Genomic DNA, 26,814 nt, shown 5'->3' with positions numbered 1-26,814 from the left:
CATTTTATCTTTTAAAGTATTATAGTTTTCACAATCCCGTCTTGTCCAAGTGGCAAGGCGGGATTTTTTTGTTTCTTAAATGGTATATTCTAGTTCTTGTTCCCAATTTAAGAACTGATAAACTATCCTATTTGAAAGTTAGTTGGAGGTGAACTATTTCTTTTTGTGTGGTATAAGGAACCATTTATCAGACTGCCAATATTCGTGACTTTCAAAGTCTTCACTATCAATGATTAGTCTTCCTCTGTCGGTAACCTTTGCTTTCCCATCTGTGAAAGGGTATGCAAATTTATATTTAGGGGTGATAATAATATTCCCTAGAGTGTCAGCAAAACCTATAAGTCCCGTGTTATCAACAATTCTAAAGAGCCCTTCACGTGGGTAGTCAGGTCCATTATCATATTTAAATACATCGAAAAGGTATTTACCCTTATTGTTGAAGCATTTAATATGCCCTGTGCTATCTGCAACAAATCCGATTTTAGAGATAGTGTCTGTATAGACTAATGGGTATACACAATCAATAATTATATCACCTTTCGCATTAACATATCCATATAAACCTTTCTTTTCTGTTACGAAGAGTTTGTTATCTCCATTCCCATAGCAGGAAAGCAAAATGGTGATAATAAAGATTGTGAGTAGTAATCTGATGGATGTTCTCATATCATAGCTATTTAATTTCATATAATATTGCCGTGTCACATTTATTGAAGTAGCCCTTTCCTTCTACTTCTTGACCATTGAATAAGTCAATATGTCCTGTAGCATCACTCCAATTACAATTGGTAAAGATTATAATACCTCTCTTCCCTTTGAAGTCTATAGCGGACTGTCCTTTTATTGGAGTTCCTCCAATATGCTTCTTTACAAAGTTCTTCATATCTTCAACTCTGTATAGATACCATTTATTATCTTTCCCAGATGATACCTTACCATCATATTGACTGATGGGCATACCGGAATAATTAAAGGCATATGAGAGTCTTATAGCACAAGCATTCTGGAGAATATTCGCCTTGATATTTACCTCAACTTTTCCTCCAATGATGCTTCCAACTTGTGAAGGTGGTAGTTCTTTTACTCTTGCAAAGTTCAAACTAAGTGTTTCATAAGATATTGTTGCTATCGTAATTTAATGTATAGTTATAAAGTTATGTAAGTTCCTTATAAATGTAATGATTAGTAATGGATGTCTAATTTTATGGTATTGGAATACAAAAGGTTAAAGATAATATTCATTGATGATACCAAATACAAAATTAGATAAATATTCTTGTATTCTTAGAAGAATATAATTTTTTTATGAAAATAAAGTAGATATCTAGCTTACAAGGTAGATTAAATCTGGGCATACATAATAATCATGAGTTGTAAAGGGCAATGTGAAGGTTAGAATGGAGTAGGTATTATAGGTTATGAAATTGCATTACATTTGCAAATGAATAAGAGAGTGTATAATCAGAGGAGGTAGCTTTTTTATGGCTTTGTAATATTCACATTATCAATAGGTTACAAAGAGGCTTGTAAAAGGGCATGTTTTGCGTTGTAAAAGGGCGTCTTTTACACATCAAAAGGGCACCTTTTACCATGCAAAAGGGCATCTTTTACAACGCAAAAGACGCCCTTTAAAAAATCAATAAGGAATCTTTTTTACAAAAAGAGGAATATCTATGCCTTAGAAAGGATAAAAGACTAAGGCAGCAAAAGGGCGGAGAAGCGTAAATAGTATGGGACTGGTATGCCTGTCATCGTGACTCTATAGAACTGTTTTTTATGGTAGAGAAGATGGATAAAGGAGGGTAGGACGGTGTAAAATCGGTAGTGCTATACACAGGATTTGGGTATATATCCGGCAATTTATGTATGTGTTTTTACTGAAAAATGGTGATTTGAAGAGATGAAATGATAAAGAAAAAAAGAAGTCAAATCCATCGTCCGTGATTGTATGATCACCTTCTTCAGTAGGAAGAAACGATGAATTTGACTTCTTTTTATAGGAAGATAGTTTCCTTTATTTCGTTACCATTTTGCGTGAAGCACGCATAAGAATGGCGAAAAGAATGCAGGCTGTGACGAAACCAGCAATGGCATCGATGGCGTAATGTGCCTGAATATAAACCGTTGCACAGCAAAGCAGAATATAAAACGGTGCAAGAACAGCCAGAAGTTTATAGTTACGATCGTGCCAAAGGAGTAGCATGCAGATAGTACTTACGCCGACATGCGAGCTTGGGAAGGCTGCCGTAGGTCGCTCTCCTGCCGCTTTGGCATCTTCAACGAGGTGATAGAAGATACCATCTGTATATCCTGGGCTTGGTAAACACTCCTGGTGATGGTTGAAATAGTCGTGAATATTCGGGAAGATGCCTGCTGTGATGTTGTGTAACCCTACTGCCTTGTAATAGAACGTTGGTCCGGCAACGGGTACAAAGATGAAAATCACGTAATAAATAAAGAATGATGCCAGAATGATAAAGGCTGCTCTGTTGAATTCTTTATAGTACCATCCGAAGTAATAGACAGCCGTTGCAGCTATCATTGGATAATAAGCAGCATATCCCATATCGAAGAGTTCGCTGAAAACGGGGCCTGGAAGTGCCTTTGAAAAGAGCAATGCAGGCTGGCAACCGAAGAGATCTTGTTCCCAAGTAGCAAAGACATGGTCAAGATTAGGCAAATGTCGGTTGATCTCAAAGGTATCAGGATACCACCATGCAAGCAATGCCATCTGCGTTCCTACACGTGCAAAACGGGTTAATCGACAGGGAGCTATGCGGTAAACCAGCCACATTGCAGCCGTGATGGCTACAATACGCAGTCGTCCGAAAATCATTGCTTGTGGATTATCCATGCTTGTGTACATGATGAATGTCACAATCAACGTCAGTACTAAGTATGCCATTACGACCCATTCAAAGGCCATGAGCCCTTTGACGGGTTTCTTTTCTAATTTAAATAAGTCTATGATAAATTTCTTCATTACCTATAACCAACCTTCTTCCTTATACCATTTAATAGTTTCTTTTACGCCTTTTTTAAGGTCATATTGGGGTTTATAGCCTAATTCTTCAATAGCAGGCTGTATGTTACAACGCCAGTTTCGTTGTTTAAGAATCTGATATTTGTCGTTATTAAGGGCTGATATCTTTCCTGTAAGGTGTCCGATAATATCGCCAAAGAATGTGACAATGCGGAGTAACCATATAGGTGCTGTGATACGAATCCACCAAGGTCTGCCTAATTCTTCATGTATTAGGTTGCTGAAAGTAGTACTTTGATACACCAGTCCATCGCTGAGGAAGTAGGCGCTACCAGTTTTTCCGTGGTCTAAAGCAAGGAATACAGCCTGCACAACGTCCTTTACGTAAACGAAGGTGATGTCTTGTTGCTTGTATCCTACAGCAAAATCACTGTGTCCTTTGATGCTTTTTGCCATTAGGAAATAGTCCTTTTCGCGTGGACCATATACTCCTGTTGGGCGCAGGATGATGTAGGGGAGGTCAGCTGGGAGCGTGCGCTCAGCTTCCAACTTACTCTCTCCGTATGCGGTATTGGGCTGTGGAGTGTCCGTAGGTTCTATCTCTTTATAAGGCTGTTGCTCTCTAATGGCTCCAAAAATACTGAGACTTGAGAGAAAAACAAAGCGTTCTAAAGAGTGTTGGGTTGCCTTTATAGCCTGTACAAAGTTGTGTGTTCCGTCCCTGTTTACACGGAAGAAGTCGTCTTTATTCAGACATTTTGTTACCCCAGCAGCATGAACAACATAATTGAATTGGTGTTCTGAGAGTTGTTTTTGTAGCTTTTCAACTGATGAAAAGTCGAGTTCTATGAAGTGAATGCGTTCGTCCTGCAAATATTCTCGTGATGATGAACGCCGTACGGCAGCCCAAGTCTCCATTCCCCTCCTTATTGCTTCCTCCACAATGAAGGATCCAATGAAGCCTGATGCACCTGTTATTAGTATCTTTTTCATTAAAAATTCGTTGCAAACGTTTGCAAAGATACAAACTTTTTCGTTACTTTGTGGAAAATATTTAATATAGTAATTCTTATGGGGAAAGAAAAGAAAAGCGGCAAGAGGCTGACCAAGAAGCAACTTGCAGAGAAGCTAACGGGTTTCTTTCAGTCGCAACCAGATGAGACATTCAGCTTTAAACAGATATTTCATGCACTTAAATTAACCACTCATCCTGCTAAAATGTTGGCCATTGATGTGATGGAGGAGATGGCGTGGGACGACTTTTTATCAAAGGTTGGAGAGAGTGCTTACACGTTGAATACCAAGGGACAGGTGCAGGAAGGTACTTTTGTCCGCAAAGCAAATGGTAAAAATACTTTCTTACCAGACGATGGTGGGACACCAGTCTTCGTCTCTGAACGTAATTCAATGGCTGCTTTGAACGGCGATCATGTGAAGGTTCAGTTCATGGCACGCCGTCAAAACCATATCAAGGAGGCAATGGTCATCGAGATAATGCAGCGGAAGAAAGACACCTTCGTTGGAAGGTTGCGGGTCGAGAAGGACATTGCCTTCCTTGTAACACAGGAGAATCTCTTTATACATGATATCCTTATTCCTAAGAAAAAGCTCAAAGGTGGTAAGACAGATGACCGTGCTTTGGTGAAAATTACCAAGTGGCCGGATGCTGATCATAAGAATCTTGTGGGTGAAGTAGTGGATGTTCTGGGTGAAGCAGGGAACAATGACGTGGAGATGAACACCATCTTGGCTCAGTATGGACTACCTTATAAGTATCCAAAGCGTGTGGAGGAGGCTGCAGAGAAGATAAGTGCAGAGATCACTCCACAGGATTTTGCAGAGCGAGAGGACTTCCGTGACGTGTGGACATGTACCATTGACCCACGTGATGCAAAGGATTTTGATGATGCTTTGTCTATCCGTAAAGTCAAAGATGGGCTGTGGGAAGTGGGTGTACACATAGCTGATGTATCGCATTATGTAAAGGAAGGCGATATCATTGACCGTGAAGCACAGCAGCGTGCTACGTCTATTTACCTTGTAGACCGTACCATTCCTATGCTTCCTGAGCGTCTTTGTAATTTCATTTGTTCGCTTCGTCCGAATGAAGAGAAGCTTGCTTTCAGTTGTGTTTTCAACCTTGACGACGATGCAAACGTGAAGTCTTACCGCATAGTGCATACAGTTATTAAGTCGAATAGGCGTTATGCATATGAGGAAGCACAGCAGTTGTTGGAAGATAATGGTGTTGTCGACGGAACAGGTGAGCCTGCTCCAAACCCTGGAAAGGATGGATATAAGGGTGAGTATGCCGAAGAAGTAGTGACACTTGACCGTCTTGCAAAGAAGCTTAGGGCACGCCGTATGAAAGGAGGAAGCGTTAAATTCGAGTCGGAAGAGCTCCATTTCGATATAGATGAGCATGGAAAGCCTATTCGTTGTTACTTTAAACGCTCGAAAGATGCCAACAAACTCATTGAGGAATTTATGCTTTTAGCCAATAAAACGGTAGCCGAAAGTATCGGAAAGACCACTAAAGGCAAGAAAGCAAAGACTCTTCCTTATCGTGTTCACGATAATCCTGACCCACAGAAGTTCGAGAATCTACGTGAGTTTACGGCTAAATTCGGATATAAACTCAAGTCTTCCAGTACGAAGGGAGCCACTGCCCGTGCACTGAATAAGCTTATGGATGAGGTACAAGGCAAACGTGAAGAGAAGGTTATACAGACCATTGCACTCCGATCCATGATGAAAGCGAAGTATACAACGCATAACATCGGGCACTTCGGACTTGCTTTTGATTATTATACACACTTCACTTCGCCTATCAGACGTTACCCTGATACGATGGTTCATCGTCTTATTACACGCTATCAGCATGGAGGACGCTCGGCAAACAAGGAACATTACGAAGAACTTTGCGAACATTGCTCTGATATGGAGCTCGTTGCACAGAGTGCAGAACGTGATTCCATAAAGTATAAGATGGTGGAGTTCATGGGTGAACACATCGGCGAATGCTACGATGCACATATCTCTGGCATCCAAAGTTTCGGTATTTATGCCGAGATTGATGAGAATCATTGCGAGGGAATGATACCTATGCGCGATCTGGATGATGACTATTACGACTTCGATGAGAAGAATTACTGCCTCGTTGGGCGCCGTCGTCATCACGTTTACCAGCTTGGTGACCCTATCAGAATACAGGTTGCGAAGGCTAATCTTGAGCGTAAGCAACTCGACTTTACCCTTGATGATGGCCGTCCGAAGAAGCAACAACAACCTGAAATGCCCACTGATGGGAAGACAAGTAACCGTAAAGGAAGCAGAAGGGGTGGCAGAAACCGTCGGAGAAGATAGGGAATGACGTGAAACGAAAGATATTTTATTCACATAAAGAGGAGCTATGGAACGCATGGAGTCATAGCGGTGGAATCGTACTGGGCATTGTCTTCGGTACGATTTTCCTTGTTTGGTGCTTTCAAGAGAGGGCAGGTTGGGCTACAGCTGGTGTGATATTATATCTTGTGGGGATGTTATTCAGCTATGTGAGCTCTACTGTTTATCATGCACTGTCAGCTCGTTCGGTATGGAAAGAACGCCTACGGAAGTGGGATCATGCTGCTATTTACTGGCACATCGCAGGCTCTTATTCCCCAATCACACTCACAGTGCTACGCAATCAGGGCGCATGGGGATGGGGATTGTTCTCTTTTGTGTGGTTATGTGCCATCCTTGGCACCATATCTTCCTTGCGAAAGCTTCGTGATCATAGTAATCTTGAGACGCTAACATTCATTGGTATGGGGTTATCAGTGCTGGTTGCGTTCAAGCCTTTGGCTGATTCTTTACCCATTTCTTCGATTATCTGGATTGTTGCAGAGGGTGTAATGTATATCACAGGAGCACTGTTCTATTCATTGAACAAACGTAGATATATGCACACTGTATTCCATTTCTTCGTCCTCTTGGGTAGTATTTGTCATATAATTGCCGTGTGGGAAATCTTGATGGAATATCTTTGATTTGTCACTTGGAGCTTCATTGCGCATAAAAATATTTTGAAAAGAAATGTTCAATCGTAGTATCTTTATTGGTATAATCCTATGTTTCATAGCATTGTCAATACATGCTCAGGAACGAAAATATACCCGTCTGAAAGGTTATTACCGTGTTTATCAGGCAACAAACTCTATGCTTAGCTATTTTGTTGATGGCATGATGGAGTTCTATATTCCACTTTCTGATTCAACAACGAATGTTTCTGACTCAAAGAAAGGTTCTCCTTTCGTGGACAGGAAGTTCTTGGGCGAGCGTCGCAGGAAAGCTCCTAAGGCAAATGGTGATGATACTTTCATACAGATGTCATTGCCTAATCTGGAACGTCGGACGCTACTTGAGAGTATCAACAGTGAGGAATATTCCACGCGTAACAATGGTGATGTATACAGATGGGCTGATAAATGCGGAAAGATAACGAAAGATAAACAGAAAATAAATGGGAAAACTGAAGTGGTAACATCCATAGAGATGGACGAATTAGTGGGACAACCGAATCATGAATTGGACATGAGCCAACTCCGGATGTATGGTATCGTTGCACGAATGACAAACTTTGACGAAAGCGAAAGCTATTTTTCTAATCAGCTTCTGTCTTCCCAAAAGCATCAAACCTTCTTTGCCCGCTATCGGGGAGAGGATGTTGATGAGCGTATTGATGTGTGGAGTGAGTTCTATGTATCCGACCGCATGATGATAACTGAGAGTGAAATGAAGCGTATTAATAAGGAGAAGAATCACGTATGGACCTTCACTATCCCTGCTTCTGTACCTCCCTTGGATAAGGAAGTGGCTGAGGCTTGGACAAAGATGGTGGAATATTGAGCGTTGAAGAAGTATGAAGCATTGAGGAGTGACAGGGGTTAAGGAGGATAATAACAAGTCTTCTGCCCTTTAAAAGAGAGACTCTAAGGCTTTGTTAGACTTATATGATAACATTAAATAATGAGGAAAATACTTTGTTTATTCATACCTTTCCTCTTGCTTACAAGTTGTGGTAAGCAAACAAGGAAGGCTTATTTACCAACAGAGAAGTTCACAATTGATATCTGTCTGCCTACTACTCCCGTGAAAGATCAGGGTAGTAGTTCGCTTTGTTGGGTATATGCTATGTTGGCAACCATAGAGACTGAACATATTTGTCAGGGCGATTCCGTGAATCTTAGTCCTGATTATGTAGCACGTATGTATCTTCGTGAACAGGCTGAACGGCTTCGTCTGTTGCCTAAGAGAGCACAGTGGGAGAGTCCGAAGATAACCACACGGGGTATGAGTACGATGCTTCTCGATCTTATTCAGACCTATGGACTACAACATTATGATGCCTATCATCATAAACCAGATATGGATTACAATGTGCTTTGTAGGAAGTTATCGAAAGGATTACCTGCTGATGCACTTCTTGATGACGCCATAGGACCTCTTCCTCGTCAGGTTTTTATGTTTGGTGTACTGTATACTCCGCTTGAGTTTGCACGTAGTGTCTGTCGTGATGACGAGTATCTGGCGCTAACAAGTTTCACTCATCATCCCTATAATCAGCGTTTCCCATTGGAAGTTCCCGACAATTATTTCCACGATACGTTCTTGAACGTACCGCTTGACACGATGATGAACCGTATAATAGGTAGTTTACGCAAGGGACATCCTGTGTGTTGGGAGGGAGATATATCCGAGTCTGGCTTCTCTTTCCAGCATGGTTACGCTGTACTAAATAATGAAAACAAAGCGGTAACGGTTGCTCATAGGCAGAAATCTTTTGAACATCATCGCACAACGGATGACCATTGCATGGAGATTGTAGGGTTGGCACACGACCAAAGGGGGCGACGTTTCTTCCTTTGTAAGAACAGTTGGGGGACTGATAACCCTTATAAAGGCTTTATGTTCTTAAGCGAAAACTACGTAAAACTTAAGACCATAGCGGTGATTGTACATACTTGATTTAGGGAAAAGAGCTCGTATTGCAGTTCTTGTGGTAAAGATGTAGAACTCATTAAATAGTCTATTTTATTCTATAAAGTAGTCTTTAGTATGATAGTAGTCCCCAGATGCATGTCTGAAGGTGCTTACTTTAAAATGCAAAGGGTGTTCTTCTGAAATGTAGAAGAATGCCCTTTGCTTTTCCTTACCTATCGGATAGTTTTCTTAAATCGTACCTTCCTGATAAAATTATCAATAGTTTCAATCTGTCTTTTAGGCTTTTGTAGATGATAACTTTGGATAATCACTTGTAAGTTCAGCCCCTTGTGCTATCGGATAATACGCTTTTCTCATGCCCTTCTCATTCCTTTTAAATACGCTGATACGGCATTACAGAAAATTACAAAGGCTTTGTAGAAAGATTACAAGCCCTTTGTAATACTTCTACAGACGCCTTGTAGAAAGATTACAGACGCCTTGTAATTTTCTGTAATGGGCACTTAAAGGTTTTTTGTATTGCTCTTTTGATACGCGAGTTCGGGATAAGAAAAGGCTTGAAAAAGTTGGTAATCTCGTCAAAAATTCGTATCTTTATAGGTGAAAATCAATAGATTACAAGATTTTTGAACGATGATTACCAAGGACAAAGTTACTGAAATTTTCTGTATAATCGACGAGTTTGATAAGAATTTGAGTGCCGAATTAGCGAAAAACCTGCGTCTACCGTCCCATAACAGTGACGGCAAACGCTACCGAAACCGCAAGGGCAGACTCTCGGAAAGTGAGATTATGACCATTTTGGTATGCTATCATTTCGGCGCATATCGCAATTTCAAGGAGTATTATTTGAATTGGGTCAAAGGGGTGATGCGTCAGGATTTTCCCGACGCGGTTTCCTATAACCGCTTCGTTGAACTCATGCCAAGAGTGTTCTTTAAGATGATGCTGTTCATGAAGCTCTATGCCTTCGGCAAGTGTACGGGTATAACATTCGTTGACAGCACAATGATACCCGTATGTCACAATGTACGACGATATTACAACAAAGTCTTTGCCGGCCTCGCCAAGGACGGAAAGGGTACCATGGGCTGGTGTCATGGATTCAAGCTGCACCTGCTATGCAATGATTCTGGTGAAGTGATAACGTTCTGTCTTACAGGAGCAAATGTGGATGACAGAGATAGCAGGGTATGGACGGTATTTGCAAAGGTCTTATTTGGGAAGATCTTTGCTGATAGAGGGTACATCAAGCAGGAACTCTTTGATAGTCTGTTCAGTCAAGGTATCCAACTCGTTCATGGGCTCAAGGCTAAGATGAAGAACAAACTGATGCCTATGTGGGACAAGATTATGCTGAGGAAAAGATACATTATCGAGTGCATTAACGAACTACTCAAGAACAAAGCCAACCTTGTTCACTCAAGACACCGCTCGATACACAACTTTATCATGAACTTGTGTTCTGCCCTTACAGCATACTGCTTCTTTGAGAACAAGCCAGAGGCACTGCCAGTGTATGTGGAAAAATCAAGGCAGTTGGAACTTTTTTCATACTAAACTTATCCCGAACTCAAGTTTTTGATAGTAAATTCAGTGTAGATGGGCGAATAGTTGCTACTCCAATAAGGTTGAATTGTGTCTGAGGAGTTTGGCTTTAAGCCCTATTTATAAGAAGTTAAGCAGGCATCTATCGTTTCTAATCACTATAAATCGAGAAGTAAAGGCATTTATACTGACAGGTACATTACAAGGCTTTTGGTTGTATAAGCGTTTTATTGTGTGGCAATTTGTTGGTCTGACTGGAAATATAAGACAAAAGAAAAAGTGAGAAGTTACTTGGTTTATAACCAAAAAACTTCTCACTTTTTTGTCGCACTTCATGTGCGATACATAGCACTGAATGGTATTTAACTTTTTGTTTTACAGTATATTATGGTGTAGAGTTACCCTATGGGGAATATTACCGTTTGGTGGTAATATTATTTAAGGAGCACCTGTCGGGCAAATTCCCATATTACAATACCTGCTGTGACACTCACATTAAGAGAATGTTTCGTACCAAACTGTGGGATTTCTAAGCAACCATCGCTCATGTCAACAACACTCTGTTTAACTCCCTTTACCTCATTTCCCATGACGATAGCATAACGAGTATTGCCTGTATTAGAGCAAAGTGTGTCTAAAGACATGTCCTGTAGCTTAGTAGAATGCTCTACTTGCTCCACACTGTACACACAAACTCCTTGCTGATGCAGCTCCTCAATGGCTTCTTCTGTCGTCTTGAAGTATCGCCAGTCGACGGAGTTCTCACCGCCAAGTGCCGTCTTGTGTATCTCTGCATTGGGTGGAGTGGCAGTGATACCACATAGATAGACAGCCTCAACACGGAAAGCGTCAGCCGTACGGAAGACACTTCCCACGTTATACAATGACCGTACATCATCCAAAACAACGATGAGTGGCAGCTTATCAGCCTCTTTGAACTCCTCAATAGAGAGGCGATTCATTTCGATTGTGCGTAGTTTCCGCATATTACTTTAAGCTGAAAGCCAGCGCATAGGCCTTGATTCTCTTCACCATTGACAGCAAACCGTTGCTACGAGTGGGTGAAAGATGCTGTCGAAGACCAATCTTATCAATGAAATAGAGGTCGGCATCAATGATTTCTTGCGGAGTATGGTTGTCCAACACTTGTATCAGAAGGGCTATTATGCCCTTAGTTATGAGCGCATCGGAGTCGGCTGTGAAGACGAGCTTACCATCTTTCTCGTCACATTGCAACCATACACGACTCTGACAACCATCAATCAGGTTCTGTTCATTCTTGTACTGCTCGTCCAATGGTTCCAGTTCATTGCCCAGATCAATAAGCATCTGGTACTTATCCATCCAATCGGTGAAGTCTGAGAACTCCTCGATTACGGCGTCTTGTGCTTCGTTTATTGTCATAGTTCTTTATTATATGTTTGGAAGTTATAGGAGTTATAGGAGCTAAAGGGATTAAAGATGATGTAGCCAAAACGGTTATATCCGTATTGGGATGAGGCTTTTGGCTTCGCAATCTTAACTCCTTTGACTTCTTTACTTCCTAAGATTTACTCTTAACCAACTTAAACAGCTTGTCGTTAGGGCGCACCTTATCAGGTACAGGGATAGAGACACGCCATCCTTGTTCAGCCACTTCAACGGGTTTGAGGTCGTAACGTATCTCGTCAGCATTGAGGAACATAGCTCCAGTAGTATTACCTGTGATGAGCAATTTCTCACCCTTTGCAAAAGTATTTGCCTCGACTGCTATCTCAGCAACGCCCAAACGAGAGAAATACTTCATCACTTTACCGATGAGAACCTTCTTCTCTGTAGCTTTGTTGCCGTATTCTTTGGTCCATTCGCCCATCTTCTGTCCTTGATAATAGCCATCCCAGAAACCACGATTGAAGACTGTTGAGAGGCGTTCATCCCACTTATCCTTCTTCTCTTCGGTGAAAGTGCCATCAAGAACACTCTCTATGGCTTCTTTATAGCAGCTGACAACGGTGTGAACATATTCTGGTCCACGGGCACGACCTTCAATCTTGAACACTCGAACACCTGCATCCATCATCTTATCAATGAAGCGAACGCTCTTCAGATCCTTAGGACTCATGATGTATTTGTTGTCTATCTCGAGCTGATTTCCCGTCTCATTATCGGTCACAGTGTAGCTACGTCGACATATCTGAACGCACTCGCCACGGTTGGCAGAGCGGTTTGCGTCATGCAGACTCATGTAACATTTGCCTGATATGGCCATGCAGAAGGCACCATGGCAGAACATCTCAATGCGGATCGGTTCACCCTTTGGACCACAGATGTTCTGTTTCAGAATCTGTTCGTGTATCTCTTTCACCTGATCCATGTTCAGTTCACGAGCCAATACTGCAACATCAGCAAACTGTGCATAGAACTTCAGGGCATCAATGTTTGAGATGTTAAGCTGTGTGGAGAGGTGAACTTCAACGCCCACTTGCCTACAATACATCATAACAGCTACGTCACTGGCAATTACGGCAGTGATATTTGCAGCCTTTGCAGCATCAATAATCTCGTGCATCGTTGTGATATCTTCACCGTAGATGACAGTGTTTACCGTCAGATAGGTCTGGATACCGTGTGCCTTACACGTCTCTGTAATCTCATTGAGGTCATCAATGGTGAAGTGATTGGCAGAGTGTGAACGCATATTCAGCTTCCCAATGCCGAAGTAAACGGAGTTTGCTCCAGCTTGTATGGCAGCTGCCAGCGACTCACGTGAGCCTACAGGCGCCATTATTTCATAATCATTTATCTTCTTGTTCATCGTCTTTTTATCTTTTTCTTAGGGCTTTTATATAATCAAAAGTATAGGGGTTATACTGTCCTTTGTTGCAGTCAGCGACTGAAAATCAGCCGCAAAGTTACTCAAAATAATCGAGAAAAGGGCATAAGCGATATGTTTGAAAACAATAAACCATATGCTTCACGCAGCATTATGGAGCGTTACGTCATATTTGATACATTGTCTTCTATCATTCTCTGGGATGGTTTCAACGTTTTGATACATGGTCTTTGACATACTGATACATAGGATATATGTATGCAGAATGATAGCATTGCGAGGTGCTAATCAGCAAATAGTCAGAGTGTTCTTCGCCCATCTGCAAACTATTTTGTATCTTTGCATGCTTAATTTTAGCGAGGATAAAACAGGATGAAGAAACTCTATATAGAGACATATGGCTGCCAAATGAACGTGGCAGACTCTGAAGTTGTGGCTTCAGTGATGAAGATGGCAGGCTATGATGTCTGTGAGAACGAGGAAGAAGCTGATGCAATCTTCCTTAATACATGCTCTGTGCGTGAGAATGCAGAGAACAAAATATATAATCGACTTGACACTTTACATGCTGAACAACGGAAGGGACGTGAACTGATTTTGGGCGTTCTGGGTTGTATGGCAGAACGTGTGAGGAATGATTTGATACAGAATCACCACGCTAACCTTGTGTGTGGTCCAGATTCTTACCTCAATCTACCAGATATGATAGCGCAGTGTGAGAACGGAAGGAACGCTATGGATATAGAACTATCAACCACTGAGACCTATCGAGACGTCATTCCACAGCGTATTGGTGGTAATCGTGTGTCAGGATTCGTTAGTATCATGCGTGGTTGTAACAACTTCTGCCATTATTGTATCGTACCGTTCACACGTGGAAGGGAGCGCTCACGCGATGTGGAAAGTATCCTTAAGGAAGTGCAGGATTTGCATGATAAGGGCTTCAAGGAGGTAACGTTGCTCGGACAAAACGTCAATTCGTATGGTCTGTTACCCAATGGTAAGCGCCCAGAGAACGGAACTTCTTTTGCAGAACTGTTGCGGAAGGTAGCGCAGAGTGTGCCTGATATGCGTGTACGCTTCACTACTTCCAACCCTGAAGATATGACTGAAGATATCATTGAGGCTGTTGCAGCAGAACCAAACCTCTGCCATCACATTCATTTCCCAGCACAGAGCGGTAGTAATAGTGTATTGAAGCTGATGAATCGTAAGTATACTCGTGAGGATTACTTGCGGAAAGTAGCTGTCATTCGTCGACTTATTCCTGACTGTGGACTGACAACTGATATCTTTATCGGCTATCATAATGAGACGGAAGAGGACTTTCAGCAGACACTTTCATTGATGCGTGAGGTGGGATTTGACTCTGCTTTCATGTTTAAATACTCTGAACGCCCCGGCACTTATGCGGCAAAGCACTTGCCTGATAATGTGTCTGAGGATGAAAAGATACGTCGCTTGAATGAGTTAATTCGTCTTCAGACAGAGATTTCGGCTGAACAGAACAAGAAAGATGAGGGAAAAGAGTTTGATATACTCATCGAACGGTTTGGTAAACGCAGTCGTGAACAACTCATGGGACGCACTCCGCAGAATAAAGCCGTGGTCATAGCACGTGGCAATCACCATATCGGCGAGACCGTTCGAGTACGTATTACGGGTTCAACCAGCGCCACTCTCTTCGGAGAAGAAGTATAAACGTGTTGTTGATAAGAAGATAAAACCGCAAAATATTTTGCGGTTTTGCTATTTAATAGCTATATTTGCACAGAGGAATCCAAACAATAAAAGTAAGGCAGTAGCATAGATGCATAGAGCACTTCAGGCTTATTACCATATCTCAGATAATATAAAAGAGATTGGGATAGAACATTAGATGCTTTCTGAGGTCACAATAGCTGGGCTTTATAATGGCGTTTACAACACTAAACAGTAGAAATATTTTAAAGAAATCCATAATTTGGAAAAGCTGTTTGAGGTGTTTTCAGTGTCAGATGCAGTATCGTTATTTGGCAGAAATAAGGCAATGTTACGTCAGTGAGGGTTTGTTATTGAAAACTTTGATCTACTGATAGGATCAACAGCAGTGACAGATGATTGTATTCTTGTTACTGATAAGGTGGGTCATTTAGGAAGGATTCCAGATGTAAAAATAGAAAATTGGATAAGCACATAAAGCGTCTATGAAGGAATTTATACACGTATTACTAAGGTTTGTACCACCTTATAAGAAGTACCTTGTAATGTCGATAATCTTTAATATCTTATCGGCACTTCTCAATATCTTCTCTTTTGCAACGCTCATACCACTCCTTCAGATACTCTTTAAGGTTGATGCTGGAACAGGAGCAACACGTATTATGTCGTGGAGTGAGGGTTCTTTTAAGGATGTTTTATCCAACAATGCTGATTATTATACGCAGATTTATATTACAAGCTGGGGACCTACGACTGTCTTATTAGCTATTGGATTGGTTCTTGCCTTCATGACTTTTCTCAAGACTGGGGCTTATTTCTTATCCTCTGCTTCTATTATTCCTATCCGAACGGGTGTCGTTCGTGATATTCGTAACCAGCTTTACCAGAAAATAACATCTCTTTCACTGGGTTTTTTCAGTGAAGAAAGGAAGGGAGATATCATTGCTCGTATGAGTGGAGACGTACAAGAGGTGGATAATTCCATCATGTCTTCTATTGATATGTTGTTCAAGAACCCCGTTCTTATAGTGATTTATTTTGTCACTTTGCTTATTATCTCATGGCAGTTGACACTCTTTACACTTATCTTTGTTCCAGTCTTTGGTTGGTTCATGGGCTTTGTTGGTCGTAAACTGAAGCAGAACAGTATCACAGCACAGACATTGTGGAGTGATACCATGAGTCAAGTAGAGGAGACTTTGGGTGGTTTACGTGTTATTAAGGCTTTCTGCGCAGAAGACTTAATGGATGAACGCTTTGATAAAATCAACTCACAGTATCGCAATGACATCATGCGTGTCAATATCCGTCAGCAACTTGCGCACCCTATGAGTGAGTTCTTGGGAACAGTAATGATTGTCGTTGTGCTGTGGTTTGGTGGTACACTTGTCCTTGGCCAGTATCCAATTATTAGTGGTCCGACTTTCATTTATTATCTTGTTATCCTCTATAGTATCATCAATCCACTGAAGGAATTCTCCCGTGCAGGTTATAATATTCCTAAAGGACTTGCCTCTATGGAGCGTATTGATAAGATTCTTCAGGCTGAAGTGGAGATACAGGAGCCGAAGAATCCTGTTCACATCAATGCTTTTGAACATGAGATAGAATTCCGCCATGTCAGCTTCGCTTATACTGATGAGAAAGATAAAGACGGTAATTCAGTGTTGCATTGGGTGTTGAAGGATATAAACCTTGTCATACCAAAGGGCAAAACGGTTGCTTTGGTTGGGCAGAGTGGTAGTGGAAAGTCTACCTTGTTAGATCTGATACCTCGTTACTATGATGTTCAAGAAGGTGAGATTCTCATTGATGGAATCAACATAAAGAACCTAGGAGTGCATGATTTGCGTCAGCTTATTGGTAATGTTAACCAGGAAGCAATCCTCTTCAACGATAGTTTTAAGAATAACATATCCTTTGGTTCGAATGCTTCTGAAGAGGCGATCATTGAAGCTGCGAAGATAGCCAACGCCCATGACTTCATCATGCACAGTGAGAAGGGGTATGATACGAATATTGGTGACCGTGGCGGTAGGCTCTCTGGAGGACAACGCCAACGTGTAAGTATTGCGCGTGCCATCCTTAAGAATCCTCCAATCCTTATCCTTGATGAGGCTACATCAGCACTTGATACGGAGAGTGAACGACTTGTTCAGGATGCACTTTACCGTCTTATGAAGACTCGAACGACCATTGCAGTGGCTCATCGACTATCAACTATTAAGAATTCTGATGAGATTTGCGTGATGCATGAGGGTAGAATAGTAGAAAGAGGTACGCATGATAAGCTCATGGAAATGAACGGATATTATAAGAAACTGCATGATATGCAGGAGATATAATCATTAGTAATAAAGAAAAGGGTAATAAATCAATTTGAAAATGGATATGAAGTTAAGTAAGACATTTAGTCCTATAGTTGCTTTATTAGTCAATTTACTAATTGCTTTCGTGGCCTATAACATCTCACGAATAGAGTTTATTTTAGAGAATCTCAGTTATTTCTCAGAGCATTTATCGTTCTCTTACCTGTTAAGGATATTCGGTGGAGGGTATATGTTTGACCGTTCTGCCATTGTTTATTCCAACGCTCTTTACATTGTTTTAATGCTTTTGCCCTTCTGGCAAAAGGAAAATGCAGTTTATCATAAGCTATGTAAATGGGTTTTCGTGGTTGTTAACAGCATCAGTCTTGTTGTTAACTTGTGTGATTCAGTTTATTTTCCATATACTTTAAGGCGCACAACAACCAGTGTGTTCCGTGAATTCCGTAATGAAACGAACCTCGGAGATGTCTTTTGGGGTGAGTTCTTGGTGCATTGGTACCTCGTCTTACTTGCAATCGTAGTAATATGGGGTATGTGGAAGTTGTATTATATGCCTAAAACAAACGTAAAGGAGTTTACAAAGAGATCTGAAAAGCTACGCTTTGCAGGTGTACAACTTCTTGCATTGGTCATCTGTGTACCTCTGGGAGTTGGTGCTTGTCGTGGTGGATTGGAGACTGGTGTACGTCCAATCACCATAAATAATGCTAATCAATACGTTGATCGACCCACTGATTGTGCCATTGTTCTCAACACACCGTTTGCCTTGATGCGTACGATAGGTAAGGATGTCTTTACTGTTCCCAGTTATTTCAAGTCGGAACAAGAGGCAGCTAAGATCTTTACACCTATCCATAAGCTTACTCCAACAGGCCCTTTCCGTCATAAGAATGTGGTGGTTCTTATTGTAGAAAGCTTCGGTCGTGAGTATATCGGTGGACTGAACAAGATGTATTTTGGGGGTAAATACAAAGGATATACACCTAATGTGGACAAGCTTATAGAGAAAAGCGCCGTTTGGTATTACTCCTTCTGCAACGGAAGAAAGAGTATTGACGGTATGCCAAGCGTACTCTGTGGTATTCCAATGTTCAAAGAGCCATTTGTTCTTACTCCTGCTTCAATGAACAATTATACAAGTATGGCAGGTTTGTTGTCCAAAGAAGGGTATAGCACAGCTTTCTTCCACGGTGCCAATCGTGGGTCTATGGGATTCTTGGCATTTGCCAATAAGACAGGATTTCAGCAGTATTACGGCCGTCAGGATTATGATGCTGATCCACGTTTTGGCAAGGGCAAGGATGACGATTTCGATGGTCATTGGGGCATTTGGGACGAACCTTTCTTGCAATATTGGTGCACGAAGATAGGAGAAATGAAGCAACCGTTCATGACAACATGCTTTACTGTTAGCAGTCATACACCTTATATCATCCCAGAAAAGTATAAGAAGGTGTATCCTGAAGAAGGAATTGTCATGCACAAATGCATTCGTTACACGGATATGGCCATTGGTAAGTTCTTTGAGAAGGCCAGTAAGCAGCCTTGGTTTAAGAATACTATCTTCGTCATGACCAGTGATCACACCAATCTTAGTGATCATCAGCAGTACCAAACAGACATTGGTGGCTTCTGTTCACCTATTATTATATATGATCCTTCACAGGAATTGGTGAAGCCAGGTATGCGTAATGGTATCGCACAGCAGATAGATATCCTGCCAACAGTGCTGAGCATACTGAACTATAACAAACCTTTCCTGTCATTTGGATGCGATCTTATGACCACACCGAACGATGATACGTATGCTGTCAACTATCTTAATGGTATCTATCAGTATGTAAAGCATGGATACACTATGCAGTTTGATGGTAATAAAGTGATTGGGATGTATAAGCTGACTGACCTCCTTATGAAGCATAACCTTGTGGGGAAGGTGAAGGAACAGGCACAGATGGAAACAGAATTGAAAGCCATTATTTATCAATATATGTACCGAATGGTGCATGATAAACTGCTTGCAAAATGAAAAAAGTACTCTCCTATATAGCCTATGTGTTAGCTTATGGCTTTTGGTATGCCATGTCATTACTGCCTATGTGTGTACTTTACGTCTTCTCGGATGCTCTTTATCTGCTTGTCGGGAGGGTTGTTAAGTATCGTCATAAGGTGATATGGAAGAATCTTAAGGAGAGTTTTCCTGAGAAAGATGAAGCAGAACTACAACGAATAGAGTGTGACTTCTATCGTTATTTTTGCGATTATCTGGTTGAAACCATCAAGCTCATGACGATGAGTAGGCGTGAATTGCGTAAGCGGATGGTGTTTACAGGAACAGACCAGATGAATGTTCTGCTTGAAAAGGGAGTGTCATGTGCTGTCTACCTTGGGCATTATGGCAATTGGGAGCTTATCACATCACTCCCTTTATGGGTTTCCGAGAAAGGACAATGTTGCCAGGTTTATCATGTATTAGAGAACGAACGTTTTGATAAACTGTTCAAACAGGTACGTGAAAAGCAGGGTTCCATCTGCATACCGATGGCAGAAACACTGCGTCGTATCATTGATTTCCGTCAGAAAAAGCAGCCTATTGTTATCGGATATATCTCCGATCAAGCTCCATTCTGGAACAATATTCACCATTGGTTACCTTTCCTGAACCATGATACTCCAGTCCTTACTGGTAGCGAACGCATCATAAAGAAAACCCAACAGGCTGTGTTCTATGGTGATGTGTCACGTATCAGCAGAGGACATTATCGGTGTGACATGCAGTTGATAACCACCGAACCAGAGAAATATAAGGACTGGGAAATAACTGATGAGTACTTTAAGCGATTGGAAAAAACTATACAACGTCAACCAGAATTGTATCTTTGGAGTCATAAACGATGGAAGCGTACACATGAAGAGTTCAATCTTAGATATGATCCAGAGACTGGGCGTGTGAGCTTAGACCCGTTGGAAGAGATATTAAAGAGGAAGAATAACCTATGATATTTGTAAGGGACAAGGGGCGGATGTGTAATAACATCCTGCAATACGGGCACCTTTATGCCTGGGGAAGAGCGCATGGTAGAAGTACTGTTTCTATGCGTTTTGCTTATAAGTATCAGTATTTCCATATCAGTAAGACCCGCTGGCACAATTTCGCAGTCTATCTTTTTGCAAAGTATGCAGCAAAGTTGGGGTTGATACCGACAGTTAGTTTTGACTCATCTGATGAAGATTTATCTGCAAAGGAACAGAAGATGATGCATGGATGGCTCGTAGCTGAAGGGTGGTATGCCCGATGGTATGACCTGTTTTTACAGTATAAGCAGGAGATTCTGTCTTTGTTTGCTTTTGATGAAGGTATAGAGAGGACTGTCAAGGCTGTACTTAAAACTTCCAAAGGGGGAGATGTTATCCGACTGGGGGTACATATCCGACGTGGAGATTATGCTACATGGCAAAATGGAAAGTTCTTCTATGACGACCAGCAGATGATCAAGCTTATCCGTCAGTTTATCCTTTTACATTCTGATAAGCGTGTTATCGTTTATATTTGTGGCAATGATCCAAAGCTCAACAAGCAGGCTTATGGCACAGCTTTTGGACAAGATAATGTTGTTTTCCCACAAGGTAACCCCGGTGAAGACCTCTGTCTGTTGTCTCATTGTGACTATCTGATGGGAGCACCGAGCACCTTTACTCTCGTAGCATCTATGTATCACGACACACCATTATGCTGGATAAAAGATGCTGATGAGCCAGTTCGGATAGAGAGCTTCGCTCATTTCGATTATCTTTTCCGCCATATTATTTGATAAACCAGGACTTTCCTCCTTTTACTTTTTATACAAGTGTATCAATATGAAGTCTTATAGTTTGAGATTTCTGCTTCAACATAGTACTTTCTACTTCTCCTAATAATGCTTGTTTGAGACTGAAAACACTCTATAAAATCCCTATTATAGTTTTCATTTTAGTTGCTGTCATTATTAACATTTCATATAAGTGTTTAGTGATAAACGCTTTACGTGGTGTTATAAGATGACGGTAGTGACAGCAACTTTAGAATTTCTACTTTCCTATAAGTATACATTACTTTTGCATCGGGTAGTATTGGACGGTGTTAAACACGATTGCTCATGGGTGTTAAACACTCTTGCGGATAGGTGTTAAGCACTCCGCACGACTGGTGCTTACCATCAACTCCACTGGTGCTGGGCTGCAACACCAATGGTGCTAGGCTGCAGCACATAAGAAGAAAGATGTAAAGCCGAACCTAAACGACAGAGGGTATATACCTTTTATGTATATACCCTCTGTTCTTATAAGATGGTTTTCGTTTATTCCTGTTCCTCTTCTGTTTGCTTTTTTATCTTTGCTTCAATTACCTTTGCAACCAGAATGAACTGGTAGAAACCTGTCATGACACTATCAATAAAGCCGGTAATGCCATTTCTTATCTCTCCGTTCATAACGTAAGACTTAAAGAAACGCCAGAAAGGGCGGAAGAGTAGAGCACCGACTCCATAGTTCTTACCTTTCTTCTTGAGGACTTCGTCAGTAGTATAACGGTTACATTTCTCCAGCATATCAGCCAGATAGTTCTCTGCTAAGTGAATCAGTTGGACATTGTGAAGATGGTTGTCGATATGTTCAAGAGTCCCTTGTACTTGTGGAAAGGTATGCACATACGGAGGCCAGACGGTTCCTTCACGGATAAAGAAGCGTAGCTGGTAGTCCTTGGAGAAGCCCTTTTTAAGGATATTCATAAATCGGTTCTGCCTTGGAATATAAAGACCTCTCGCACAATCAGGCTTGTTGATATGCTGATAGAGATACGTTCTCAGCTCTGGTGTCACCAATTCGTCAGCGTCAACGACGAGTACCCATGGGCTGCTGGCACTCTGTATGGCAAAGGTTCGAGCTGGTTCGGCACAGGTATGATTGCCTTTGGGGAAGGTAACAACCTTACATCCTGCACGTTTAGCAATCTCTACGGTATGGTCATTGCTCTCCATATCGCAGACAACTATCTCATCGAAGTCCTTAACGGAGTCGAGAACACGCTGCAGAAATTTCTCTGCATTGTAGGTATTGATTACTACTGATATTTCTTTTTTTTCCATCTTATGGGCAAAGATACGATTTTTTTCTGTACATTTGCATTATGTTAACTGAAAAAGAGAACATAATCTTTCTTACTAAAAAGCAGATAGCACAGGCTTCAGAATAGGCACTATTTTCTTTATAGTAGCTAAGTGTTATGTACATCGGGTGGCATTGTTTGATTTAATCATCTCATCTTTGGGTGAGGAATAGTCTGGTCAACACTATAATAATAGGTATGGACAATACTGTTAAGCCTCTTTTTTCGATTCTGATTCCTACTTGGAATAATCTGTCTTTCCTGAAACTGTGTATTGAAAGTATCAGAAAGAACTCTTGTTATGAGCACGAAATACTTATTCATATCAATGATGGTAGTGACGGAACACGGCAGTGGGTTGAAGAGCAGGGGCTGAAATATACGGCTTCTGATGAGAATATAGGCGTTTGTTTTGCCTTGAATAAGTTGCGTTCATTGGTATCAACGGACTATATCCTTTATATGAATGATGACATGTATGTGTGTCCAGATTGGGATAAGGCTTTGTTTGAGGAGATAAAGCAGCAACCTGATAACATGTTCTTCTTCTCTTCAACACTTATTCAGCCACGTCCATTCTATGATAAGAGCGTGATTGCACCAGCTAATTACGGTGAGAGTGTTGACGATTTTGATGAGGAACGACTGTTGAAGGAGTATGCTACACTGCCACATGGCGATTGGAAAGGTTCTACATGGCCACCTAACATCGTTCATCGTGATGTGTGGGACCTTGTAGGAGGCTATAGCATTGAGTTCAGCCCAGGTATGTATTCAGACCCAGACTTCTCTGCTAAGCTGTGGAAAGCAGGTGTTCGGCTGTTCAAAGGAATCGATCGTAGCCGTGTTTATCACTTCGAAGCACGTTCCACTCATCGTATAGTAAAGAACGATGGAAGCACACAGTTCCTTCGTAAATGGGGCATAACCTCTTCCTCTTTCATGCGTGATGTCCTCCAGAGGGGCGAACCTTATAACGAAGTTCGGGATATGTCGGTACACTTAAAGGCTGACCTTTTCAGGAGTAAGGTAAAGAAAGTGCTTACGATTCTGCGTGATGTCCGTATCAAGAACATCTGGGAAGATTGATAAATAACACTAAATAAGAATAGAAACGTAAATAACCATATAGCTATGATACCAAAAGTCATTCATTACTGCTGGCTCAGCAACGATCCGTATCCCGATAAGATACGGAAGTGTATGGACACTTGGAAGAAGGTGTTGCCCGACTATCAGATAAAGTTATGGAACACTGAGAACTTTGATATGTCAAAGGCTCCTGCTTATGTACGCGAAGCTTTCGAACAACGTAAGTGGGCTTTTGCATCCGATTATATACGTATGTATGCACTTTATACTGAAGGTGGTGTTTATCTTGACTCTGATGTAAAGGTCTTAAAGTCATTTGATGAATTCCTAAACTATAAGTTCTTCACCTCATTGGAGTATCATCCAAAGCAGATAGAGATGACTGGAGCGATAGATATGATCGATGATAAGGGTAATCGTATCAAGGAAGGTTTTGTCTCAGGGATACAGATTCAGGCAGCGGTGATGGGTTCTGAAGCTGGCTGTCAGTTTGTGAAAGACGTGTTGGATGACTATGAGAAGCGTGAGTTTATCTATCCTGAAGGCTCAAATGGTACGGGAGTTATCTCACCATTTGTCTATGCTCGGGTGATGGAAAAGTATGGTTTCAAGTATTTGGATAAAGATCAGCCACTCGAAGACAATATGATGGTGTTCCGTTCTGAGATCTTTGCAGGTAATAAATATGAGGCAACACCTGCTTCATATGCTATCCATTATTGTGCACATAGCTGGAAACGGACACCGATGGAGAAGTTAAGTAGATGGTTGAAAAGGAACATCCCTTGCCTGTTTCCAAAGAAATAAATGTAATGAAGGATAGAATAAAGCAACTCTTACATCACCCCTTACTCTCCAATCGATGGTTCCTGATGGGCTTATGGTTTGTCATTGCCCTTGCAGGGATGCTCAAGTACAATCGAAGTTTCAATAACTTCCTTATTTTCCGTGGTGTTTACTGGCACACAGTGAACCAAACTTCACTCTATGCAGCCTACCCTGCAGAGTACGGGGACGTGAATCATTATGGTCCAGTCTTCTCACTTGTCATCGCACCCTTTGCCCTTTTACCTCTATGGGCAGGTATGTTACTATGGTTAGTGTTCCTTACTGCGTGGCTATATGTGGCTATTGTTCGTTCAGGACTCCATGAAAAGCAAAAGATCTTCATACTTTGGTTCTGTGGAATAACGCTTCCAACGGCGTTGTTTATGCAGCAATTCAATATTGCTGTAGCTGCAATGATACTCTCTTCATTCTTCCTTATAGAGAAAGAGAAGGATTGTTGGGCTGCTTTCTTCATTGTATTAGGTACGTTGGTGAAGCTATATGGTATCGTGGGATTGGCTTTCTTCCTGTTCTCTCGGCACAAGTTGCGTTTCTTGATGTGGCTTGCAATATGGTCAGTCGTACTCTTTTGTGCACCAATGGTTATCAGTTCGCCTGCTTATGTCATTGAACAATACCACGAGTGGTTTACTTGTTTGGTGGAAAAGAATGCTGAAAACCTTGGCTCTATTCAGCAGAATATATCTCTATTAGGGCTCGTCAGACGTACAACGGGCTTTACAAATTATTCTGATTTGTGGCTTATTCTTCCTGGAATGGCACTCTTTGCCCTTCCTTATCTCCGTTTCTCACAGTATAAGAACCTTGCTTTCCGAGAGACAATCCTTGCCTCGGTACTCTTGTTTGTGATTCTTTTCAGTACGGGAAGTGAAGCAAGTGGATACGTGATAGCCTTGTTAGGCGTTTGTATATGGTACACTGCAGCACCATGGAAGCGTGGAAAGTGGGCAATAGCATTGATGATTTTCGTCTTTATCCTCTCTGGAATGGGTAGTAGTGACCTGTTCCCTAAGTTCATTCGAGAGGAGTATATCAAGCCTTATGCCCTCCGTGCTTTGCCAATCAGTATTCTTTGGTTATGGCTTTGTTACGAGTTGTGCACGAAGGATTATGCTACGAACGAAATAATAGAAGCTCATGAATAAAAGGATTATAGGCTATGATGCCAAACGAATAGTGAGGAACGGAACAGGATTGGGCAGCTATGGGCGTACGCTCATCAATGATCTTGCCCCGCTGATGCCTAACACAGAACTGTTGCTCTATGCTCCCGATGCTGGAAGAGACGATCTTCGGAATCAGGTTGAACGAAGGGAGAACGTGCACTTCTGCTATCCTGACCATCTGCACTTCCGTCTTCAGCGTGATCTATGGCGCATGAAGGGTATCGTGAAGGACCTTCAGCGTGATGGTGTAGAGCTGTATCACGGACTCTCAGGTGAGCTTCCCCAAGGTTTGTCAGCGGCAGGTATCCCTGGTGTAGTCACCATTCACGACCTTATTTTCCTACGTCATCCAGAGTTCTATCAGCCCATAGACGTATTCTTCTATAAGCGCAAGTTCTATAAGACACTGCGTGAAGCAACACGTATCATTGCCATCAGTGAGTGTACGAAGCGTGATATCTTATATTATGGTGACTTCCCAGAGGATAGAATAGACCTCGTTTATCAGAGTTGTGGTACCCGCTTCAGTCAGCCTGTACCTCAGGATAAACTGCAGGAAGCGCGGATGAAGTATCAACTTCCACAGCGTTACGTGCTTAATGTAGGTACGGTTGAGGCACGAAAGAATATTCTTTTGGGTATTCAAGCCATGGCAAAGCTACCTTCAGAGTTGCATCTTGTCATCGTTGGAAGGCAGACGAAGTATCAGAAACAGCTTGATACAGCCATTCGTAAGTTAGGCTTGACAGATAGGGTACACTTCCTTCAAGGTGTTCCCAACGATCTCCTACCTGCTATCTACAGCCAGGCTGAAGCTTTCATCTATCCTTCTCGCTATGAAGGCTTTGGTGTTCCCATCATCGAAGCCATACAAAGTGGCTTGCCAGTAGTGGCTGCTACGGGCAGTTGTTTGGAGGAAGCAGGTGGTCCAGATTGCCTTTACATTGGTCCCGATGATGCTGATGGAGCTGCAGCAGCCCTCCTTTCAGCTATCGAAAAGCGAACTCAAATGGTTGGGAAGAGCCGTCAATATGTGAAGCGTTTTGAGAATCAGGACGTCGCTTCACAGGTTATAAAGTCTTATGAGAGGGTAGGAAAGGCTACAAAAGGATAAGTGTGAGTATGCTATTGTAGCCCTTTTCCTTCTCATTATCTATCGTTTCATATTTATTCTGCATGCGTTTCGGCTTCTTTTAGCCCTTGTG

At 41.7% G+C, this 26,814-nt stretch carries 22 protein-coding genes; 14 read left to right on the top strand and 8 right to left on the bottom strand.

Annotation, left to right across the window (positions count from 1 at the left end; genetic code table 11):
• Positions 1 to 153 precede the first annotated feature (153 nt).
• From ACZ48L_RS06000 to ACZ48L_RS05985, 4 genes are all read right to left on the bottom strand, one after another.
• Complete coding sequence (locus tag ACZ48L_RS06000) at positions 154 to 687, bottom strand: WG repeat-containing protein (protein WP_025791237.1); 534 nt, start codon at positions 685 to 687, stop codon at positions 154 to 156.
• Complete coding sequence (locus tag ACZ48L_RS05995; RefSeq protein ID WP_242401686.1) at positions 674 to 1,099, bottom strand: type VI secretion system amidase effector protein Tae4; 426 nt, start codon at positions 1,097 to 1,099, stop codon at positions 674 to 676. Before ACZ48L_RS05995 ends, ACZ48L_RS06000 begins: the two co-directional genes overlap by 14 nt.
• 915 nt (positions 1,100 to 2,014) lie before the next feature.
• Entirely contained in the window at positions 2,015 to 2,983 is a 969-nt protein-coding gene (locus tag ACZ48L_RS05990; RefSeq protein ID WP_008823392.1) for a phosphatase PAP2 family protein, read from the bottom strand.
• 3 nt (positions 2,984 to 2,986) lie between these two features.
• Positions 2,987 to 3,976: an NAD-dependent epimerase/dehydratase family protein gene (locus tag ACZ48L_RS05985; RefSeq protein WP_314694133.1), complete on the bottom strand. Its 990-nt coding sequence runs from the start codon at positions 3,974 to 3,976 to the stop codon at positions 2,987 to 2,989.
• A gap of 78 nt (positions 3,977 to 4,054) precedes the next feature.
• On the opposite strand from ACZ48L_RS05985, the gene rnr reads away from it, so the two are divergent.
• The 5 genes from rnr (at position 4,055) to ACZ48L_RS05960 (ending at position 10,528) form a co-directional block, all read left to right on the top strand.
• On the top strand, positions 4,055 to 6,349 hold the full coding sequence (rnr, locus tag ACZ48L_RS05980; RefSeq protein WP_025791232.1) for a ribonuclease R: 2,295 nt from the start codon (positions 4,055 to 4,057) through the stop codon (positions 6,347 to 6,349).
• A gap of 8 nt (positions 6,350 to 6,357) precedes the next feature.
• Positions 6,358 to 7,014 carry a PAQR family membrane homeostasis protein TrhA gene (trhA, locus tag ACZ48L_RS05975; protein ID WP_025791230.1) on the top strand — a complete coding sequence of 219 codons (657 nt, stop codon included), beginning with the start codon at positions 6,358 to 6,360 and terminating at the stop codon, positions 7,012 to 7,014.
• Between the two features lie 46 nt (positions 7,015 to 7,060).
• Positions 7,061 to 7,873, top strand: coding sequence for a hypothetical protein (locus tag ACZ48L_RS05970; protein WP_025791228.1), 813 nt, complete (start codon positions 7,061 to 7,063; stop codon positions 7,871 to 7,873).
• A gap of 120 nt (positions 7,874 to 7,993) precedes the next feature.
• On the top strand, positions 7,994 to 8,992 hold the full coding sequence (locus ACZ48L_RS05965; RefSeq protein WP_025791227.1) for a C1 family peptidase: 999 nt from the start codon (positions 7,994 to 7,996) through the stop codon (positions 8,990 to 8,992).
• A gap of 609 nt (positions 8,993 to 9,601) precedes the next feature.
• A complete protein-coding gene (locus ACZ48L_RS05960; protein WP_006045714.1) occupies positions 9,602 to 10,528 on the top strand; it encodes an IS982 family transposase in 927 nt (308 codons plus the stop codon).
• Positions 10,529 to 10,950: 422 nt separating this feature from the next.
• On the opposite strand, the gene ACZ48L_RS05955 is transcribed toward ACZ48L_RS05960, so the two are convergent.
• The 3 genes from ACZ48L_RS05955 to ACZ48L_RS05945 form a co-directional block, all read right to left on the bottom strand.
• Positions 10,951 to 11,502 carry an RNA methyltransferase gene (locus ACZ48L_RS05955; RefSeq protein WP_025792585.1) on the bottom strand — a complete coding sequence of 184 codons (552 nt, stop codon included), beginning with the start codon at positions 11,500 to 11,502 and terminating at the stop codon, positions 10,951 to 10,953.
• A 1-nt stretch (position 11,503) separates the two neighbouring features.
• Positions 11,504 to 11,920 (bottom strand): SufE family protein, encoded by a 417-nt coding sequence (locus ACZ48L_RS05950; protein ID WP_008823385.1) that lies wholly within the window; start codon positions 11,918 to 11,920, stop codon positions 11,504 to 11,506.
• A 139-nt stretch (positions 11,921 to 12,059) separates the two neighbouring features.
• The gene (locus ACZ48L_RS05945; RefSeq protein WP_025792586.1) at positions 12,060 to 13,310 is read right to left on the bottom strand and encodes a peptidase U32 family protein; all 1,251 of its coding nucleotides are present in this window, start codon (positions 13,308 to 13,310) and stop codon (positions 12,060 to 12,062) included.
• Positions 13,311 to 13,700: 390 nt separating this feature from the next.
• Between ACZ48L_RS05945 and miaB the strand changes: the two genes are divergently transcribed.
• From miaB to ACZ48L_RS05920, 5 genes are all read left to right on the top strand, one after another.
• Positions 13,701 to 15,029, top strand: a complete 1,329-nt coding sequence (miaB, locus tag ACZ48L_RS05940) for a tRNA (N6-isopentenyl adenosine(37)-C2)-methylthiotransferase MiaB (RefSeq protein WP_025792588.1) — start codon at positions 13,701 to 13,703, stop codon at positions 15,027 to 15,029.
• Positions 15,030 to 15,514: 485 nt separating this feature from the next.
• Positions 15,515 to 17,374: an ABC transporter ATP-binding protein gene (locus ACZ48L_RS05935; RefSeq protein WP_025792590.1), complete on the top strand. Its 1,860-nt coding sequence runs from the start codon at positions 15,515 to 15,517 to the stop codon at positions 17,372 to 17,374.
• A gap of 40 nt (positions 17,375 to 17,414) precedes the next feature.
• Positions 17,415 to 19,388 (top strand): LTA synthase family protein, encoded by a 1,974-nt coding sequence (locus ACZ48L_RS05930; RefSeq protein WP_148295457.1) that lies wholly within the window; start codon positions 17,415 to 17,417, stop codon positions 19,386 to 19,388.
• Positions 19,385 to 20,359, top strand: coding sequence for a lysophospholipid acyltransferase family protein (locus tag ACZ48L_RS05925; protein ID WP_025792593.1), 975 nt, complete (start codon positions 19,385 to 19,387; stop codon positions 20,357 to 20,359). The genes ACZ48L_RS05930 and ACZ48L_RS05925 overlap by 4 nt, the downstream gene beginning before the upstream one ends.
• Positions 20,356 to 21,171: an O-fucosyltransferase family protein gene (locus tag ACZ48L_RS05920; protein ID WP_025792594.1), complete on the top strand. Its 816-nt coding sequence runs from the start codon at positions 20,356 to 20,358 to the stop codon at positions 21,169 to 21,171. The genes ACZ48L_RS05925 and ACZ48L_RS05920 overlap by 4 nt, the downstream gene beginning before the upstream one ends.
• 525 nt (positions 21,172 to 21,696) lie before the next feature.
• On the opposite strand, the gene ACZ48L_RS05915 is transcribed toward ACZ48L_RS05920, so the two are convergent.
• The gene (locus tag ACZ48L_RS05915; RefSeq protein WP_025792596.1) at positions 21,697 to 22,482 is read right to left on the bottom strand and encodes a glycosyltransferase family 2 protein; all 786 of its coding nucleotides are present in this window, start codon (positions 22,480 to 22,482) and stop codon (positions 21,697 to 21,699) included.
• A gap of 218 nt (positions 22,483 to 22,700) precedes the next feature.
• Between ACZ48L_RS05915 and ACZ48L_RS05910 the strand changes: the two genes are divergently transcribed.
• From ACZ48L_RS05910 to ACZ48L_RS05895, 4 genes are read left to right on the top strand one after another with little or no spacing between them, the layout of a single operon-like run.
• Complete coding sequence (locus ACZ48L_RS05910; RefSeq protein ID WP_036869947.1) at positions 22,701 to 23,591, top strand: glycosyltransferase family 2 protein; 891 nt, start codon at positions 22,701 to 22,703, stop codon at positions 23,589 to 23,591.
• A 3-nt stretch (positions 23,592 to 23,594) separates the two neighbouring features.
• Positions 23,595 to 24,401: a glycosyltransferase family 32 protein gene (locus tag ACZ48L_RS05905; protein ID WP_262499724.1), complete on the top strand. Its 807-nt coding sequence runs from the start codon at positions 23,595 to 23,597 to the stop codon at positions 24,399 to 24,401.
• A gap of 5 nt (positions 24,402 to 24,406) precedes the next feature.
• Positions 24,407 to 25,588, top strand: a complete 1,182-nt coding sequence (locus ACZ48L_RS05900; protein ID WP_464721965.1) for a glycosyltransferase family 87 protein — start codon at positions 24,407 to 24,409, stop codon at positions 25,586 to 25,588.
• Positions 25,581 to 26,723 carry a glycosyltransferase family 4 protein gene (locus tag ACZ48L_RS05895; RefSeq protein WP_025792598.1) on the top strand — a complete coding sequence of 381 codons (1,143 nt, stop codon included), beginning with the start codon at positions 25,581 to 25,583 and terminating at the stop codon, positions 26,721 to 26,723. The genes ACZ48L_RS05900 and ACZ48L_RS05895 overlap by 8 nt, the downstream gene beginning before the upstream one ends.
• Positions 26,724 to 26,814 lie beyond the last annotated feature (91 nt).

The organism is Prevotella histicola, assembly GCF_055385135.1.
This window is presented reverse-complemented; position numbering and strand designations above follow the sequence as displayed.